Raw genomic sequence first — 15,746 nt, 5'->3', positions numbered from 1 at the left:
CTCCAGTCTGGCAATCGCACCGACGGCGCCGGGCGATCCGAGCGATCTCATACTGTCTGGCGATGGCCCGATCAAGTGTTGACCAGGCCCATAACGGCTCGTAAATGCTGCCCGCCTTTCGCGCCGGCTCGAGTATCGGTGGCGATGTACAAGGAGAATTGCGTGACGCATGCAGGCCGATATCGCCCCGAACTCGATGGCCTCCGTGCGGTCGCCGTTGCCCTGGTCGTGCTTTATCATGCGGGCATAGCGGCATTTTCGGGCGGCTTCATCGGCGTCGACGTGTTCTTCGTGCTGTCGGGCTATTTCATGACGGCGATCATTTCGCGGGAGATCGACGAGGGCCGGTTCGAGCTGTCGCGGTTCTACGTGCGGCGCATCCGCCGGCTGTTTCCGGCGCTGGCGGTGGTGCTGATCGTCTCCTCGGTGTTTGCCTGGGCGTTATTGATGCCCGAGGAACTCAAGCACTTTGCCAACAGCGTGCGGGCCGCCGCGATGCTGCATGCCAATGTCCTGTTCGAGCGCGAAAGCGGTTATTTCGACCTTGATTCCCATATGAAGCCGTTGCTGCATACCTGGTCGTTGTCGGTCGAAGAGCAATTCTATCTGATCTTCCCGCTGGCGCTTGTCCTGCTCCGCCGCTATGGCGGTCGGGGCTTGGCGCCCTTGGTCTTGATGATTGCAACGGCGCTTTCGTTTCTGCTCAGTATCTGGGGCGTCTTCACCGAGCCGACGGTTGCCTTCTACATTCTGCCCTACCGGCTTTGGGAACTGCTGCTCGGGGCGCTGGTGGCGCTCAATCCAAAGGCCATCAAGCAGGATGGGGCCAATTTCCTGACCCTGGTGGGCCTTGGCGGCATCATCGCCGCTGGCCTGCTGTTCGACACCGAGACACCGTTTCCGGGGCCGGCAGCGATGTTGCCATGTCTGTCGACCATGCTGCTGATTGCCGTCGGCGGACAATCGAGTATCGCCCGGCGGTTCCTGGGGTCCAGGCCGATGCTGTTCCTCGGCAAGACCTCCTATTCGATCTATTTGTGGCATTGGCCGATCATCGTCTTCCTGCCCTATTTCCTTCCCAAGTCGTCGATGACCTGGGCACCGTTGCTGGTGATCGCAAGCTCGATCGTGCTCGGCTACGTCTCGTGGAAATTCGTTGAACAGCCGTTCCGCTATGCCCGCCCGAATGCCGCGCGCCGGACGGTTTTCGCGAGCTTTGCCGGCAGCCTCGCTTGCGCTGCGATCTTTGCTATCGCGGTCAGCGCCGGGGAGGGCCTGCCGAGCCGGCTTCCGGACAGCGCCCGCAAATTCTACGCCGCCAAGCTTGACGCCAGCCCCTATAGTGACATGCGCTGCTTCATGGATTCCGATGGCAAGGGCCTGGATCCTGAGCAGGTCCGCATCGGCAATCTATGCCATATCGGCGCCGAAGGCGTCCCGCCGACCTTCCTGCTCTGGGGCGATTCCCACGCTGCGGCCATCGCGCCCGCCGTAGATGTTGCCGCCCGCAAATTTGGCATATCGGGACTGTTTGCCGGCAGGGCGTCTTGTCCGCCGCTGCCGGATACGGTGTTCGGTCCGGCCTCCTCGGTCGCCCGCTGCGTCAAGATCAACGCCGCCGTGCTCAAGCTGCTGAAGCGCCAACATTTCCAGGCCGTATTCATGGCCGCCTACTGGCCCAAATATGTCCACCGCGCCGAATTGCCCACTGCCGGCATATTCTTCGACATCCACCAGCCGTTGCCGCTGCAAGACTGGTCGGCGCCAGTCATGGCCGGCCTGAAGACGATGACCTCGACGCTGACCGATACCCACACTCTGCCGGTCCTGATCCTGGACGTGCCGGAAATGGGCTTCAACATTCCCGAAGCCCTGGCGCGAGCCCAGACGACCAACGGCACGTTGGATATCGCCCCGCCGCTCGATTATACCCTCAGGCGCCAGGCGCTGGCCCGGCGCGTGCTGACCGAGACGGCGGCTGTGCAAGGTGCTGCCTTGGTCGATCCGCTGCCGGCGATCTGCTTTGACGGCCACTGCAATGCCCGGCTCGGCGATATCGTGCTCTACAAGGACACCGACCACCTGACCAACAAGGGCGCGATCGCCATTTCGCGCGTTTTCGACCCGATCATGATACGGCTGGCGAAAGGCGATGCGTTGGCGAAGAACGATACGCTGATAAAGGCCGATGCGCCGTTGAAGTAGGCGAGTGCGTCGCGGCGGGTGCCGGGAGCGATTTGGGCAAACCGGCGTCAGAACGGGAACTGTCCTCGGGGCACGCTATGTTCGGCGATCCGGACGTCGTTACGAATGGAGAGCGTGGCCAAGTGCCTTCATAGCCGCCTCCTGGAAGGCCTCGCTGCGCGTCGGATGAGCGTGGATCGTGCCTGCTATGTCCTCGAGCCGGGCGCAGTTCTCGATCGCCTGCGCGAACGCACTCGATAACTCCGACACGCCCGCTCCGACTGCCTGGATTCCCAGGATGAGATGGCTGTCGGCGCGTGACACCACCCTGACGAACCCTTCTTCCGCCTGCATCGTCATCGAGCGTCCGTTGGCGAGAAATGGGAACTGTCCGACCTTGACGTCCAACCCGGCGGCTCGCGCCTCGTCCGGCGACAGGCCGGCAGTCACGATCTCGGGATCGGTGAAGCAGACGGCGGGTATGCACCGCTTGTCCCATGTCCTGCGCCTGCCGGAGACGATCTCCGCGACCATCTCTCCCTGAGCCATGGCGCGATGGGCGAGCATCGGATCTCCCGTGACGTCGCCGATGGCGTAGACGCCGCGCATCGACGTCCGGCATTGATCGTCGATACGGATGAAGCGGCCGTTCATCTCGAGGTCCAGTTCCTCAAGACCGCATCCTTCGAGCCGCGCGCGACGTCCGACTGTGACCAGGATCTTCTCCGCCTCGATCGTTTCTTCGGCTTCATCCTTCTCGACGACGAGACCTTTGCCATTGCCGGCGAGGCCTTTGGCCTTGGTTTCGGTGAGGACGCGGACACCGAGCCTCTCAAGTTTCAACGCCACGGGTTTGGTCAGGTCGGCGTCGTATTGCGGAAGAATTTTTTGCGTTGCCTCCACGACCGTCACCCGCGAGCCGAGCTTGGCGAAGGCGGTTCCCAATTCAAGCCCGATATAGCCGCCGCCGACCACGGCGAGGTTCGCCGGAACCTCCGTCAGGGCCAGAGCCTCCGTGGAAGACAGAACCGCATCTCCGAACGGCAGCGTCGGAACTTCGACGGCCGCGGACCCCGTCGCCACGACGACATATTCGGCGTGGATGAGCTGAGCGCCCGTCTCGGTCGCGACTTCGACAGTCTTGCCGTCGCGGAACGTCGCGGTTCCGATGACGATCTTCACTTTCGCCTTCCTGAGCAGGCCCTGGACGCCGGAATTCAGCCGGGCGACAATCCCGTCTTTCCATCTGACGGCGGCGCCGAGATCGATCGTGGGATGTCCGACTTTAATGCCAAGCGGACTGTCGGCGGAAAATGCCGAGACCTTCTCGAACTCTTCGGCCACATGGATCAGCGCTTTCGAGGGGATGCAGCCGATGTTGAGACACGTGCCGCCGGGTTTGCCCGCCTCGACGATGACCGTGTCGACACCGAGCTGACCCGCCTTTATCGCGCATACATAGCCACCGGGGCCTGCGCCGATCACCAGAAGCTTGCAGTTGATTTCCTTCATGACTCAGCCTTCCAGAAAGATCATCGCGGGCGTTTCGAGCAAAGCCTTGACGCGCTGGATGAACGTGGCGGCATCCCAGCCGTCGACGATCCGATGGTCGAAGCTCGACGACAGGTTCATGCTTTTGCGGGGCACGAACTGGCTTCCGTCCCAGGCCGGCTTCATCACCAGCTTATTGACACCGACGATGGCGACTTCCGGGTGGTTGATGATCGGTGTCGAGACAAGCCCGCCAAGCGCTCCGAGCGAGCTGATCGTGATCGTCGATCCCATAAGCTCCTCACGGGTCGCCGTACCGTCGCGGGCGGCTTGCGACACGCGTGCGATCTCGGCCGCGCAATCACGAAGGCCACGTGCCTCGACATGCCGGACCACCGGGACCATCAGTCCGGTCGGCGTCTGTGTCGCGACGCCGACATGCACGGCCTCATACCGGAAGACCACGCCTTTCTCGTCGTCGAACGTGGCGTTGACCACAGGATGGTCTTCGACAGCTCTGGCGATCGCCTTCATCAGGAATGGAAGGATCGTGAGCTTCACTGGGTCGCCGCGCCTGTCCTGGTTCAACTTCGTCCGCAATTCCTCGAGCGCGGTCATGTCGACGTCTTCGACATAGGTGATATGCGGAATGCGGCTCGCGGCCATCGACATCTTCTCCGCGATACGCCGCCGCAATCCCGTGACCTTGATCTCCGTGATGCCAGTCCGCTTCTGCGCGACCTTTGGGGAGGACGCCTGCTCACCCTGCTGCAGGTGACGGTCGATGTCCTCATGGGTAATGCGGCCCGCCGGACCCGTCGCCTTCACCTGCCTGAGATCCACCCCGGCCTCGGTCGCGCGAAGCCGGACCGCCGGAGATGCCAATGGTTTGTCGGCAGGCTTGGCCACGACATGCCGTGCGTGGGAGCCTGATGCCGCCGACACGGCATTCTCGTGCGGATTAGCCTTGGGCGCGGATGGCGGCGACTCCGGCTTCACGGGGGCGATGGTCGGTCCGGTGTCGTCGGCTGTCCCGACAGACGCGTCCCCGGCGACATCGATTTTGATCAGGGCCGCTTTGACGGCGATCTTGTCGCCGATCTCGCCTGCGAGCCAGGTCACCGTGCCGCTGACCGGCGATGGGATTTCGACCGTCGCCTTGTCGGTCATGACTGCGGCGACAATCATGTCCTCGCGGACCGGATCGCCCACGCTGACATTCCATTCGACGAGTTCGGCTTCAGCGACGCCTTCGCCGACATCCGGCATTTTGACGACATGTTCCATCTCAAGCCCCCAGCGCTTCGGCCATGGCCCGGCCTACGCGGTCGGGTCCCGGGAAGTAGTCCCACTCCTGCGCGTGGGGATATGGGGTGTCCCAGCCCGTGACGCGGGCGATCGGCGCTTCGAGGTGATAGAAGCAATGTTCCTGCACCAAAGCTGCGAGTTCGGCCCCGAAGCCGGAGGTCAGCGTGGCCTCGTGCACGATGACGCACCTGCCGGTTTTCGACACCGAGGCGATGATCGCTTCCAGATCGAGGGGAAGCAACGAGCGGAGGTCGATGATCTCGGCGTCGACGCCGAACTGTTCTGCGGCGGCGATGGCGACGTGCACCATCGTTCCATAGGCCAGCACCGTGATGGCGCAGCCCTCCCTGACGACCTCGGCTTTCCCGATCGCAATCGCGTAGTGTCCGTCAGGGACTTCGCCTTTCGGATGCTTCGCCCAGGGCGTCACCGGCCTGTCGTAATGGCCGTCGAACGGGCCGTTATAGAGCCGCTTCGGCTCAAGGAATATGACCGGGTCCGGATTCTCGATCGCCGAGATCAGCAAACCCTTGGCGTCATAGGGATTGGATGGCACGATGACCTGGAGGCCGGCAACATGCGTGAACAGGGCCTCGGGGCTCTGGCTGTGGGTCTGGCCGCCGAATATTCCACCACCCGTCGGCATGCGCACGACGATCGGACAGGTGAAGTCACCATGCGACCTGTGGCGRATGCGCGCCGCCTCCTGCGTGATCTGATCATAGGCGGGATACATGTAGTCCGCGAACTGGATTTCGACGCAGGGCCTCAGGCCATAGGCAGCCATACCAATGGCGACACCGACGATGCCGGATTCGTTGATGGGGGCGTCGAAGCATCGCGAAGCGCCGTACTTTGCCTGCAGGCCCTGGGAACAGCGGAACACGCCGCCGAAATAGCCGACATCCTCGCCGAACACGACGACGTTCTCGTCTTTCGCCATCGAGACATCCATGGCGCTTCGGACCGCTTCGATCATTGTCATTCTGGTCATGTCAGTAGCCCGCCTGCTGCCTCTGCCGCCGGATGTGTGGCGGCATGTCCTTGTAGACACCCTCGAAAATGTCGCGGACTGACGGCTTGTGGCCCGAATGAAGAGTGCCGAAAGCCTCGGCCTTCTTCTGCGCCTCGATCACCTCGTCGTCGATCTCGCTCTGGGCCTGCACGTGCCGCTCCTCCGTCCAGGCGCCCCTGGCGATCAGATGCTTCTTGAGACGTTTCAATGGGTCGCCCAAAGGCCACGCCTCGAATTCGTTTTTGGGCCGATAGGCGGACGGGTCGTCCGAGGTGGAGTGCGGCCCGGCCCGGTAGGTGACGTATTCGATCAGCGTGGAGCCAAGGTTCCGACGCGCCCTTTCTGCGGCCCAGGATGCGACCGCGTGGACAGCGAGGTAATCGTTTCCATCGACACGCAGCGACGGGACGCCGAAACCGAGACCTCGCGCCGCGAAGGTCGCGGAACTGCCGCGCGCGATCCCCTGGAAGGTGGATATGGCCCATTGGTTGTTGACGATGTTCAGGACCACGGGTGCCTTGTAGGTCGACGCGAAGACCAGCGCCGAATGGAAATCGGCCTCCGCGGTGGCCCCGTCGCCGACCCAGCCCATGGCGATTTTATGGTCGCCCTTTATCGCCGACGCCATGCCCCAACCCACCGCCTGTACGAACTGCGTGGCGAGGTTGCCCGAGAGCGTGAAGAAGCCGTGCTTCTTGGAGGAGTAGAAGGTCGGAAGCTGCCGCCCCCGCAAAGGATCGTGATCATTGGAGTAGATCTGGCACATCATGTCGGACATCGGATAGCCGGACGCGATCAGAAGGCCAGCTTGCCGATAGGTCGGGAAATTCATGTCGCCATCCCGGAGCGCCATCCTGGCCGCGCAGGCGACAGCCTCTTCGCCGAGATGGACGACGTAGAATGACGTCTTTCCTTGCCGCTGCGCCAGCAGCATCCTGGCGTCGAAGGCGCGCAGCTTCATCATATGCCGGAGGCCGATGAGAAGCTGCTCGTCGGTGAGGCCGCCGTTCCATGGACCGACCGCTTTTCCCTCGTCATCGATAACCCGGACGATGGAGTAGGCCAGGTCGCGTATCTCGTCAGCGGACACATTCACCGGCGGCCGTCGGACCGCCCCTGCCTCCGGCACCTCGAAGGCGGAGAAGTCCGGGGCCGCACCGGGCCGAACGGTGGGTTCGGGCACGCGCAGGCTCAAACGTGCGTCTTCGTTCATTTCGTTTTCCATCTCGTCGATGTCCTCCGACGCCATTCAACACTGGCTAAAGGTTGCGCGCGATGACCAGCTTCTGGATGTCACTCGTTCCCTCGTAGATTTGCGAAACGCGGACGTCGCGGTAGATGCGCTCGACCGGATAGTCGGACATGAAACCATAGCCGCCATGAATTTGGATCGCCGCCGAGCACACACCCTCTGCCATCTCGGTGGCGAAGAGCTTTGCCATGGACGCCTCCGACAAGCAGGCAAGGCCTGCGTCCTTCAATGACGCGGCGTGCAGCACGAGTTGCCGGGCGGCCTCGATCTTGGTCGCCATGTCCGCCAGGCGGAAGGCGACCGCCTGATGCTCCATGATCGCCTTGCCGAACGCCTTGCGCTCCTTGGCGTAGTCCCTGGCGGCCTCGAACGCGGCACGCGCCATTCCGACGGCTTGCGATGCGATGCCGATGCGCCCGCCTTCAAGGTTCGCCAAAGCAATTCTGTACCCTTCGCCCTCGTTGCCAAGCAGGCAGTCGGCGGGCAACCGCATGTCGTTGAAAGCAATCTGACATGTGTCGGACGCGTGCAGGCCCATTTTATCCTCGACGCGCACGACCTCGTATCCGGGCGTGTCGGTGGGCACGATGAAAGCCGAGATGCCTTTCTTGCCCGCGCCGGCATCGGTGACGGCGAAGACGATCACGACGTTGCCGTTCTTGCCGGATGTGATGAACTGCTTCGTTCCGGTGATGACATAGGCGTCGCCATCGCGGAGGGCTTTGGTCTTGAGATTGGCGGCGTCCGAACCCGCCTGCGGTTCGGTCAATGCGAAGCCGCCGATCCACTCGCCGCTTGCCAGCTTCGGGAGAAACCGTCGTTTCTGCTCCTCGTTGCCGAAGCGCAGGATCGGAACGCAGGCGACGGAGCTGTGCACGCTCATGATCGTCGAGCACGACCCGTCTGCAGCAGCAATCTCCTCGACCGCGGCAGCGTATGCGACCGCCCCCGTTTCCGACCCGCCATAGGCTTCGGGAACTAGCATCCCGAGCAGGCCGAGCTCACCCATCTCGCGCAGCTCTTCGCGCGGAAAACCGTGGTCCTTGTCGCGCCGCGCCGCGCCTGGAGCGAGCCGCTCGCGGGCGAAGTCGCGCGCCATGTCGCGTATCTGGGTCTGCGTCTCGTCCAGTATCATGCTTCTCCTCCCAGCGGCGTCAGATGCGTTCGACGGCGATCGCCGTTGCTTCGCCGCCGCCGAGACAGAGCGAAGCCATCCCGCGTTTGAGGCCGTAGCGCTCCAACGCAGCCAGCAGCGTCACCACGACGCGCGCTCCGGACGCTCCGATGGGATGTCCGAGCGCGCAAGCGCCACCATGGATATTGACCTTGTCTCCGGGAATGTCGAGGTCGCGCATCGCCGCCATCGGCACGACAGCGAAGGCTTCGTTGATCTCGAAGAGATCGACGTCCCTGAGCGCCCAGCCCGTCTTTTCCGACAGTTTCTTCAGCGCGCCGACGGGAGCCGTGGCGAATTGGTTGGGCGCCTGTGAGTGCGTCGCGTGCGCGACGATGGTGGCGAGCGGCTCGACCCCTCTGCTTTCAGCGCTCATGCGGCGCATCAGCGCAATCGCCGCAGCCCCATCCGAAATCGACGCGGAGCTTGCCGCGGTGACGGTTCCGTCTTCGCGGAAAGCCGGCCGGAGCGTGCGAATGCGCTCGATACTGGCCTTTGCCGGCTGCTCATCGCGGCTGATCTCGCGCGATGTCTTGCCGGATGTCACCGTGACGCCGGCGAGTTCAGGGTCGAACGTCCCGTCCTCCACCGCCTTTTTCGCTCTGGTGAGCGACTCGATGGCATAGGCGTCCTGGGCATCGCGGGTGAACTGGTAGGCCTCGGCGCATTCCTCCGCGAACGTGCCCATCGATCTGCCGCTTTCATAGGCATCTTCCAGGCCGTCGAGAAACATGTGGTCCAGGATTGAACCATGCCCCATGCGGTATCCGGATCGCGCGCGCTTCAGCAGATAGGGCGCGTTGGTCATGCTCTCCATGCCGCCCGCCACCACTATGTCCTGGGCTCCCGCCATGATCTCGTCATGGCCGATCATCAGCGCCTTCATGCCGGACCCGCAGACCTTGTTCACAGTCACTGCGCCGCAGGCATAGGGAAGACCTGCTGCGAGAGCAGCCTGGCGCGCGGGAGCTTGACCGAGGCCAGCGGGGAGGACGCAGCCCATCAGGACTTCGTCGACGTCGTCCGGCTGAAGTGCGGCACGCTGCACCGCCGCCCGGATCGCCATAGCGCCCAATTGCGTGGCGGAGAGGTCCTTGAGATCGCCTTGGAAGCCACCCATCGGCGTGCGGGCCGCCCCGGTGATGACGACTGTATCAGGAATGGACATTCAAGCACCTCACCTTGCTGCCATACGGAGCGCGCCATCCAGCCGGATGACCTCGCCGTTGAGCATGTCGTTGTCGAAAATGTGTTGGACCAACGAGGCGAACTCGTCGGGCCGCCCCAATCTGTTGGGAAAAGGAACACTCTTTCCGAGAGAGTCCTGCACCTCCTGCGGCATGCCCGCTATCATCGGCGTCTCGAAAAGTCCCGGCGCGATCGAGACGACGCGAATGCCGATCGAGGCGAATTCCCGGGCGACCGGCAAGGTCATCGCCGCCACACCGCCCTTCGAAGCCGCGTAGGCCGCCTGACCGATCTGCCCCTCATAGGCGGCAATGGACGCGGTGTTGACGATGACGCCGCGGCAGCCGTTCTCGTCCGGTTCCTGCTTGGCGATAGCATCGGCGGCGAGACGCAACATGTTGAACGTGCCGATCAAATTGATCGAGATGGTCTTGGTGAAGCTCTCCAGCGAGTGCGGCCCTTTGCGGCCGAGCACCCTTTCGCCGGGCGCGATCCCAGCGCAGTTCACGAGACCCCGGACGCCGCCGAAGGCGTCGCTCGCCAGAGCCACGGCATCCATGCAGTTGGCTTCATTGGTGACGTCGACACGAAAGAAACGCGCCGCTTCGCCGATTTCGGAGGCGACGGATTGGCCCCGGTCCGTGTCCATGTCGGCAATCAGCACGCGGGCTCCGGCATGCGCGAGGCGCCTGGCAGTCGCTGCTCCGAGCCCGGAGGCGGCTCCCGTCACGATCACGGCTGCGTCTTGCATCTTCATCTCAACCTCCCGATCGGCATTTCAAGTCAATTCGCTCAAGCCGGCAACAACCACCCGCGTCCCGATGTGGTCTCCCGGGCCACGAGGTCGGCGGCGGCGTTGCTCGGGGTGGCCATGTCCTCCGTCCCGTCGACAGAGCCGCGCATATATGCCTGGCTGCCACCGCCGACGTCATGTTAGATTATCAAAAATATGATCGACGATTTGATCTGTTTGTACCAACAAAACGGGCGTTTTTTAAGTCAATTGCACCACGATAACGCGAAGGAGCAGGCAATTGTCTCAACTTGGTGATCTCGATACATTCGACCAGAAGATTCTGAGCGAGCTTGCCTCCGATGGGCGATTGAGCTGGCGCGATCTGGCCGAAAAGATCGGATTGTCTCTGTCGCCGACGATAAGGCGGGTTCGTCGCATGGAAGAGCTTGGCGTCATCAAGGGTTATTATGCGGCCATCGACCAGGGGCGGCTTCGTGATGCTATCGGCGTGTTCATTACCGTCGCGCTCGAACGGCAGGTGAAAAACGCGCTCATCGAATTCGAGCGGCGCGTCAGGGCCGTGCCCGAGGTCGTCGGAGGATACCAGATCAGCGGCGCATCGGACTATCTGATCCACGCCATGGTAGAGGACCTGCCGCACTACCAGGCGCTATTGGACAATCTGACGGCCATCGAAGGCGCTTCACGGATTCAATCGAATTTCGTCGTCAAGACCTTCATTCAACGAATGTCGGCTCTTCCCGAGCGTTAGGTGACGCGGGACATCGCATCGGTTTTTCGCAACGTGCCAAGTCGTTGCAGATCGACCGCAGCAATAGCGTGTCAGAAATTCCAGTTGCGCGCCTTGGCGACGATGAAATCGCGGAAAACCTTGAGCTTGGCGGCGTTCTTGAGTTCGCTCGGGTAGCAGAAATAGGTGTCGAAGGACGGCACGTCGGCATGGGTGACGAGCTGTACCAGGCCGGGGTCACGACCGACGATATAGTCCGGCAGCATGGCGATGCCGATGCCGAGCAGCGCGGCGCGCTTGATCGAGGTGAGGCTGTTGATCTGCAGCGCCGGCGAACGCGGATGATCGTCCGGCCGTCCGGCCGTCTCCAGCCAATTGACATCAAGCAGGTAATTCGGCGCCGGTTCGCCGAAAGTGATGATGCGGTGGTTGTCGAGTTCTTCCAGCGTCTGCGGCTCGCCGTGCCTGCTGATATAGGAGGGCGCGGCATAGACATGCATATGCACGGTGAACAGCTTGCGCTGGATCAGGTCCGATTGCTGCGGCTCGCGCAGGCGAATGGCGCAGTCGGCATGGCGCATGTTGACGTCGAGTTCCTCGTTATCGAGGATCAGCTGCACCTGCATATCCGGATAAAGGCTGAGAAATTCCTGCACCTTGTCGGTCAGCCAGCCCTGGCCGAGGCCTACGGTGGTGGTGATGCGCAGCCGGCCGGTCGGCTTTTCGGTGGTCTCGGTCAGCTGCACCTTGACGGATTCGAGCTTCATCAGCACGTCGTGGGCGGTACGGTAGAGCAATTCGCCCTGTTCGGTGAGGATCAGGCCGCGCGCATGGCGATGGAAGAGTTTTGTGTTGATTTCCGATTCCAGCGCGCTCACCTGGCGGCTGATGGCGGACTGGGACAGATGCAACTTCTCGGCAGCGTGGGTGAACGACCCTGCCTCCGCAGCCGCATGAAAAATACGCAATTTGTCCCAGTCAAGCGACACGCTTCATTACCCCTCAAAAGAGCCTTTGCAGCTTCTCTTCATTCCGCCGCGATGGCGACGTGCAAATGTCCGGCCAGGTAGCGCTCGGCTTCGAGCGCCGCCATGCAGCCCATGCCGGCGGCGGTGATCGCCTGCCGGAAAGTATCGTCGGTGACGTCGCCGGCGGCGAACACGCCTTCGACATTGGTCGCCGTCGAATCCGGCGCCGTCCAGAGATAGCCGTTCGGCTTCGCCCGGAGCTGGCCGGTGAACAGTTCCGTGGCCGGCGCATGGCCGATGGCCACGAACAGGCCGTCGATGGCGCGCGCAGTGAGTTCGCCGGTGCGGGTATTCCGGATCACCACGCCGGTGACCGATGCCGGCATCGGCGGATGCAACTGCTCGCCGGTGATCTCGGCGATCTCGCTGTTCCACAGCACCGAGACGTTCTGGCGCTGGAACAGGCGCTCCTGCAGGATCTTTTCCGAACGGAAGGAATCGCGACGGTGCACGACCGTGACCGACTTGGCAATGTTGGAGAGATAGAGCGCCTCCTCGACGGCGGAATTGCCGCCGCCGACCACGATCACGTCCTTGTTGCGATAGAAGAAGCCGTCGCAGGTGGCGCAGGCGGAAACGCCAAAGCCCTGGTACTTCTTCTCGGAATCGATGCCGAGCCACTTGGCCTTGGCGCCGGTGGCGATGACGATCGTGTCGGCGATCCATTCCTGGCCGGAATCGGTCGTGGCATGAAAGGGCCGGCTCGACAGGTCGACGGAGGTCACGAGGTCGTTGACGATCTCGGCGCCGACATGCTTGGCCTGGCCCAGCATCTGCTCCATCAGCCACGGACCCTGGATCGGATCGGCATAGCCTGGATAATTCTCGACATCGGTGGTGATCATCAACTGGCCACCCTGTTCGAGGCCGGCGATCAGCACCGGCTGCAGCATTGCACGCGCTGCATAGATGGCGGCGGTGTAACCCGCCGGGCCAGAACCGATGATCAAGACCTTGGTATGACGTGCTGACATGACTTAAACCCTACGCAAAACACCGCGCCCCGCGGTGGAAAACCGGCACTTATGTATGAATGGACGAGGGTGATATTCAAGAGTGCAATTCGTTATCCACTGAATTACGGCTCATTCATGTCATCTATGCATAGCAAAATGGGCCAAAGTATAACCGATCACAAATTTGGGGCCGGCGCATGTGGTCTGGATGCGGTGTCGATCGGCTCTCAGCCCCTGGACCATACCGCCGCATAGACGCGGCCCAGCCCCCCGACCTCGTTGCCGATGTCGAAGGTTTCTCGCACATGTATCAACGCCTTGGCGGCATGTGTCTTGGCGCGTTCCGGATCAGCGAGATAGGGCTCGATGGCCTCAGTGAGCGCGTCTCCGGCCGGCACCACCATGCCCGTCTCGCCAGGCAAGATCATTTCGGCATAGGCGCCGGCATCGCTGGTGACGACGGCCGTTTCCGAGGCCATGGCTTCGAGCGGCGTCAAGCCGAAACCTTCATTGCGCGACGGGGCAACGAAGAGTGAGAAGCGCCGATACCAGATTCTGACGTCATCGACTTCGCCGAGGAAGACGATGCGATCGCTCAGACCTGCGGCACTGATCTTCGCCTTTAGGTCGCCGGCGAATTTCTGGTGCTCCGGCGCAATCCAGCCGGTGATCACCGCCGTCCAGTCCGGATATTTTGGCAGAAGCGCCAGCATGGCCTCGACGAACAGGTCCGTGCCCTTCTGATGGCGGACGCGGCCTGAGCAGCCAACCGCGTAGCGGCCCGGCAGACCAGCTGCTGCGAACCTGTCGGCCTCCGTCTGCGGCGGATGAAAGAGGGCGGTGTCGACGCCGTGCATGACGACAGTATGGGGCACGTCGAGGAAGGAGCCGGAGCGGCCGCTGGTCGCCACGACGGCGTCCATGCGCCGGATTAGCCATTTGGTGAAGCGGGTGTGGCGGCGCTGGCCGGCCGAGGTGAAGATCAGCCTGAAGGGCATGCGCAGCACGTCGCGCAAGAACACGCCGACGACCATCTCGTTGTTGCGGCGGGCGTGCCAGATGCGTGGACGGCCAGTTTTCGGCCGCCTCCAGCATTTCAGAAGATCGAGGAAACCGATCTTCGGCAGCGTGTCCGGCAGGCCGGGGCCGAGGGTGGCGATGTTGACGCCCGCAGCCACCTGGCGTGGCACGAGCTGGATGACCGTCGAGGTGACGCCCGAAAGCCTGCGCTTGAAATGCGGCGCGATCACCTCGATGTCATCGATGTCGGGCAAGGGGCTCAGCCCCAGGTGATGCCGACCACTTCATAGGCCTTGGAGCCGCCGGGCGCATTCACCTCGATGGAATCGCCGACTTCCTTGCCGATCAGGGCGCGCGCGATCGGCGACGAGATCGAAATCCGGCCGGATTTGACGTCGGCTTCCTGGTCTCCGACGATCTGATAGGTTTTCTCTTCCTCGGTGTCCTCGTCGATGAGTTTCACGCGAGCGCCAAACTTGATCTTGTCACCGGACATTTTCGAAAGATCGATAACTTCGGCGCGTGCGATATAGTCTTCCAACTCGCTGACGCGGCCTTCATTGTGGCTCTGGGCTTCCTTGGCAGCATGATATTCGGCATTTTCCGAAAGGTCGCCATGGGCGCGCGCTTCGGCAATCGCTTCGATAATCCGGGGACGCTCTTCCTGCTGACGCCAGCGAAGTTCTTCGTTCAGCTTTACAAAGCCAGACTGCGTCATCGGCACTTTATCTACCATTTCCATCGTCCTCAGCATTCGGCGCCCAATCCCAGCGGGCACAAAAAGAAAACGGTCCCAGAAGCGTGAGCTTCCGAACCGTCCGCAAACCAATTCTCCCTTTATAACAGAAGTGGAGCGGCAATTGCGAGAAAATTATTTTATCGGCGGGCGGGATCCCGCGAGACGCAATTTGCCGGTATCGCCAGAGAACGCCCGTAAGCGGATTGGACTGAGCCTGGACAGACGTTGCAAATTCGGCGAGCACTGAGGCTCAAAGTGCTCCAGAAAAGACTTTGCCGCCTCCGGAAGCGGCCTTAGATTGTGTGCTCTGGGCTCGTGTCTTCAGGAGGCTCCTCGTGCTCAACGTCCTGCTCTATATCTTTGTCATCGTGCTGTTGCTCATTCTGGTGCTGGTCATCTTCGCGATGACCAAGCCGAACGAGTTTTCGATCCGACGGTCCATCTCGATCCGGGCGCCTGCCGCGCGCGTCTATGGCCTGATCAATGATTTCCGACGCTGGCCGGCCTGGTCGCCATGGGAGAAGCTCGATCCCGCGATGGCAAAAACCATGGCCGGCGCGGAGGCTGGTCCCGGCGCTGTTTATATGTGGGAAGGCAACAAGAAGGTCGGAGCCGGCCGCATGGAGATCATCGCCGCCGAACCCTTTTCGCGGATCGAGATCAAGCTCAATTTCCTCAAACCCTTCGCCGCTGAAAACCGCACGGTGTTCACGCTCGTTGCGGCGGGCGAGGGGACCAATGTCACCTGGCAAATGACTGGGGTCAACAATCTCATGCTCAAGATGATGGGCATCGTCATGAACATGGACAAGATGATCGGCCGCGACTTCGAAAAGGGGCTTGCCGCGATGAAGGCGGCGGCTGAGCGGCCGGAGGGCGACTCCGGCTGACGATGGCAATACAA

The 15,746-nt window shown here is 62.2% G+C and carries 14 protein-coding genes; 3 read left to right on the top strand and 11 right to left on the bottom strand.

Annotation, left to right across the window (positions count from 1 at the left end):
- Nucleotides 1-162 precede the first annotated feature (162 nt).
- Nucleotides 163-2,205: an acyltransferase family protein gene (locus AC1D06_RS20300; RefSeq protein ID WP_477987648.1), complete on the top strand. Its 2,043-nt coding sequence runs from the start codon at nucleotides 163-165 to the stop codon at nucleotides 2,203-2,205.
- Between the two features lie 99 nt (nucleotides 2,206-2,304).
- Here AC1D06_RS20300 and lpdA read toward each other — a convergent pair whose 3' ends face one another.
- Genes lpdA through AC1D06_RS20265 form a run of 7 tightly spaced genes read right to left on the bottom strand, consistent with a single transcriptional unit; the run spans nucleotide 2,305 to nucleotide 10,369 of the window.
- Nucleotides 2,305-3,696 (bottom strand): dihydrolipoyl dehydrogenase, encoded by a 1,392-nt coding sequence (gene lpdA / locus AC1D06_RS20295; RefSeq protein ID WP_477987646.1) that lies wholly within the window; start codon nucleotides 3,694-3,696, stop codon nucleotides 2,305-2,307.
- Between the two features lie 3 nt (nucleotides 3,697-3,699).
- The gene (locus tag AC1D06_RS20290; RefSeq protein WP_477987644.1) at nucleotides 3,700-4,962 is read right to left on the bottom strand and encodes a dihydrolipoamide acetyltransferase family protein; all 1,263 of its coding nucleotides are present in this window, start codon (nucleotides 4,960-4,962) and stop codon (nucleotides 3,700-3,702) included.
- Between the two features lies 1 nt (nucleotide 4,963).
- A complete protein-coding gene (locus AC1D06_RS20285; RefSeq protein WP_477987643.1) occupies nucleotides 4,964-5,977 on the bottom strand; it encodes an alpha-ketoacid dehydrogenase subunit beta in 1,014 nt (337 codons plus the stop codon).
- 1 nt (nucleotide 5,978) lies between these two features.
- Nucleotides 5,979-7,211, bottom strand: a complete 1,233-nt coding sequence (locus AC1D06_RS20280; protein ID WP_477987642.1) for a thiamine pyrophosphate-dependent enzyme — start codon at nucleotides 7,209-7,211, stop codon at nucleotides 5,979-5,981.
- Nucleotides 7,212-7,257: 46 nt separating this feature from the next.
- Nucleotides 7,258-8,385, bottom strand: coding sequence for an acyl-CoA dehydrogenase family protein (locus AC1D06_RS20275; protein ID WP_477987641.1), 1,128 nt, complete (start codon nucleotides 8,383-8,385; stop codon nucleotides 7,258-7,260).
- Nucleotides 8,386-8,404: 19 nt separating this feature from the next.
- On the bottom strand, nucleotides 8,405-9,592 hold the full coding sequence (locus AC1D06_RS20270) for an acetyl-CoA C-acyltransferase (protein WP_477987639.1): 1,188 nt from the start codon (nucleotides 9,590-9,592) through the stop codon (nucleotides 8,405-8,407).
- Between the two features lie 9 nt (nucleotides 9,593-9,601).
- Nucleotides 9,602-10,369 (bottom strand): 3-hydroxyacyl-CoA dehydrogenase, encoded by a 768-nt coding sequence (locus AC1D06_RS20265; protein ID WP_477875659.1) that lies wholly within the window; start codon nucleotides 10,367-10,369, stop codon nucleotides 9,602-9,604.
- A 277-nt stretch (nucleotides 10,370-10,646) separates the two neighbouring features.
- Between AC1D06_RS20265 and AC1D06_RS20260 the strand changes: the two genes are divergently transcribed.
- Entirely contained in the window at nucleotides 10,647-11,120 is a 474-nt protein-coding gene (locus AC1D06_RS20260; RefSeq protein ID WP_477987638.1) for an Lrp/AsnC family transcriptional regulator, read from the top strand.
- A gap of 71 nt (nucleotides 11,121-11,191) precedes the next feature.
- Here AC1D06_RS20260 and AC1D06_RS20255 read toward each other — a convergent pair whose 3' ends face one another.
- The 4 genes from AC1D06_RS20255 to greA all read right to left on the bottom strand — a co-directional run bounded on the left by AC1D06_RS20255 (nucleotide 11,192) and on the right by greA (nucleotide 14,839).
- Nucleotides 11,192-12,088: a LysR family transcriptional regulator VtlR gene (locus AC1D06_RS20255; RefSeq protein ID WP_477883757.1), complete on the bottom strand. Its 897-nt coding sequence runs from the start codon at nucleotides 12,086-12,088 to the stop codon at nucleotides 11,192-11,194.
- Nucleotides 12,089-12,126: 38 nt separating this feature from the next.
- Entirely contained in the window at nucleotides 12,127-13,101 is a 975-nt protein-coding gene (gene trxB, locus AC1D06_RS20250; protein WP_477883759.1) for a thioredoxin-disulfide reductase, read from the bottom strand.
- Nucleotides 13,102-13,310: 209 nt separating this feature from the next.
- Complete coding sequence (locus AC1D06_RS20245; RefSeq protein WP_477883761.1) at nucleotides 13,311-14,357, bottom strand: glycosyltransferase family 4 protein; 1,047 nt, start codon at nucleotides 14,355-14,357, stop codon at nucleotides 13,311-13,313.
- A 5-nt stretch (nucleotides 14,358-14,362) separates the two neighbouring features.
- Nucleotides 14,363-14,839 (bottom strand): transcription elongation factor GreA, encoded by a 477-nt coding sequence (gene greA, locus AC1D06_RS20240; RefSeq protein WP_477883763.1) that lies wholly within the window; start codon nucleotides 14,837-14,839, stop codon nucleotides 14,363-14,365.
- A gap of 338 nt (nucleotides 14,840-15,177) precedes the next feature.
- On the opposite strand from greA, the gene AC1D06_RS20235 reads away from it, so the two are divergent.
- Nucleotides 15,178-15,732, top strand: a complete 555-nt coding sequence (locus AC1D06_RS20235) for an SRPBCC family protein (protein ID WP_477883765.1) — start codon at nucleotides 15,178-15,180, stop codon at nucleotides 15,730-15,732.
- Nucleotides 15,733-15,746 lie beyond the last annotated feature (14 nt).

The sequence above is a fragment of the Rhizobium sp. P2_G2 genome (assembly GCF_056403555.1).
The sequence above is the reverse complement of the archived record's forward strand: the minus strand, read 5'-3'. Positions and strand labels throughout refer to the sequence as shown.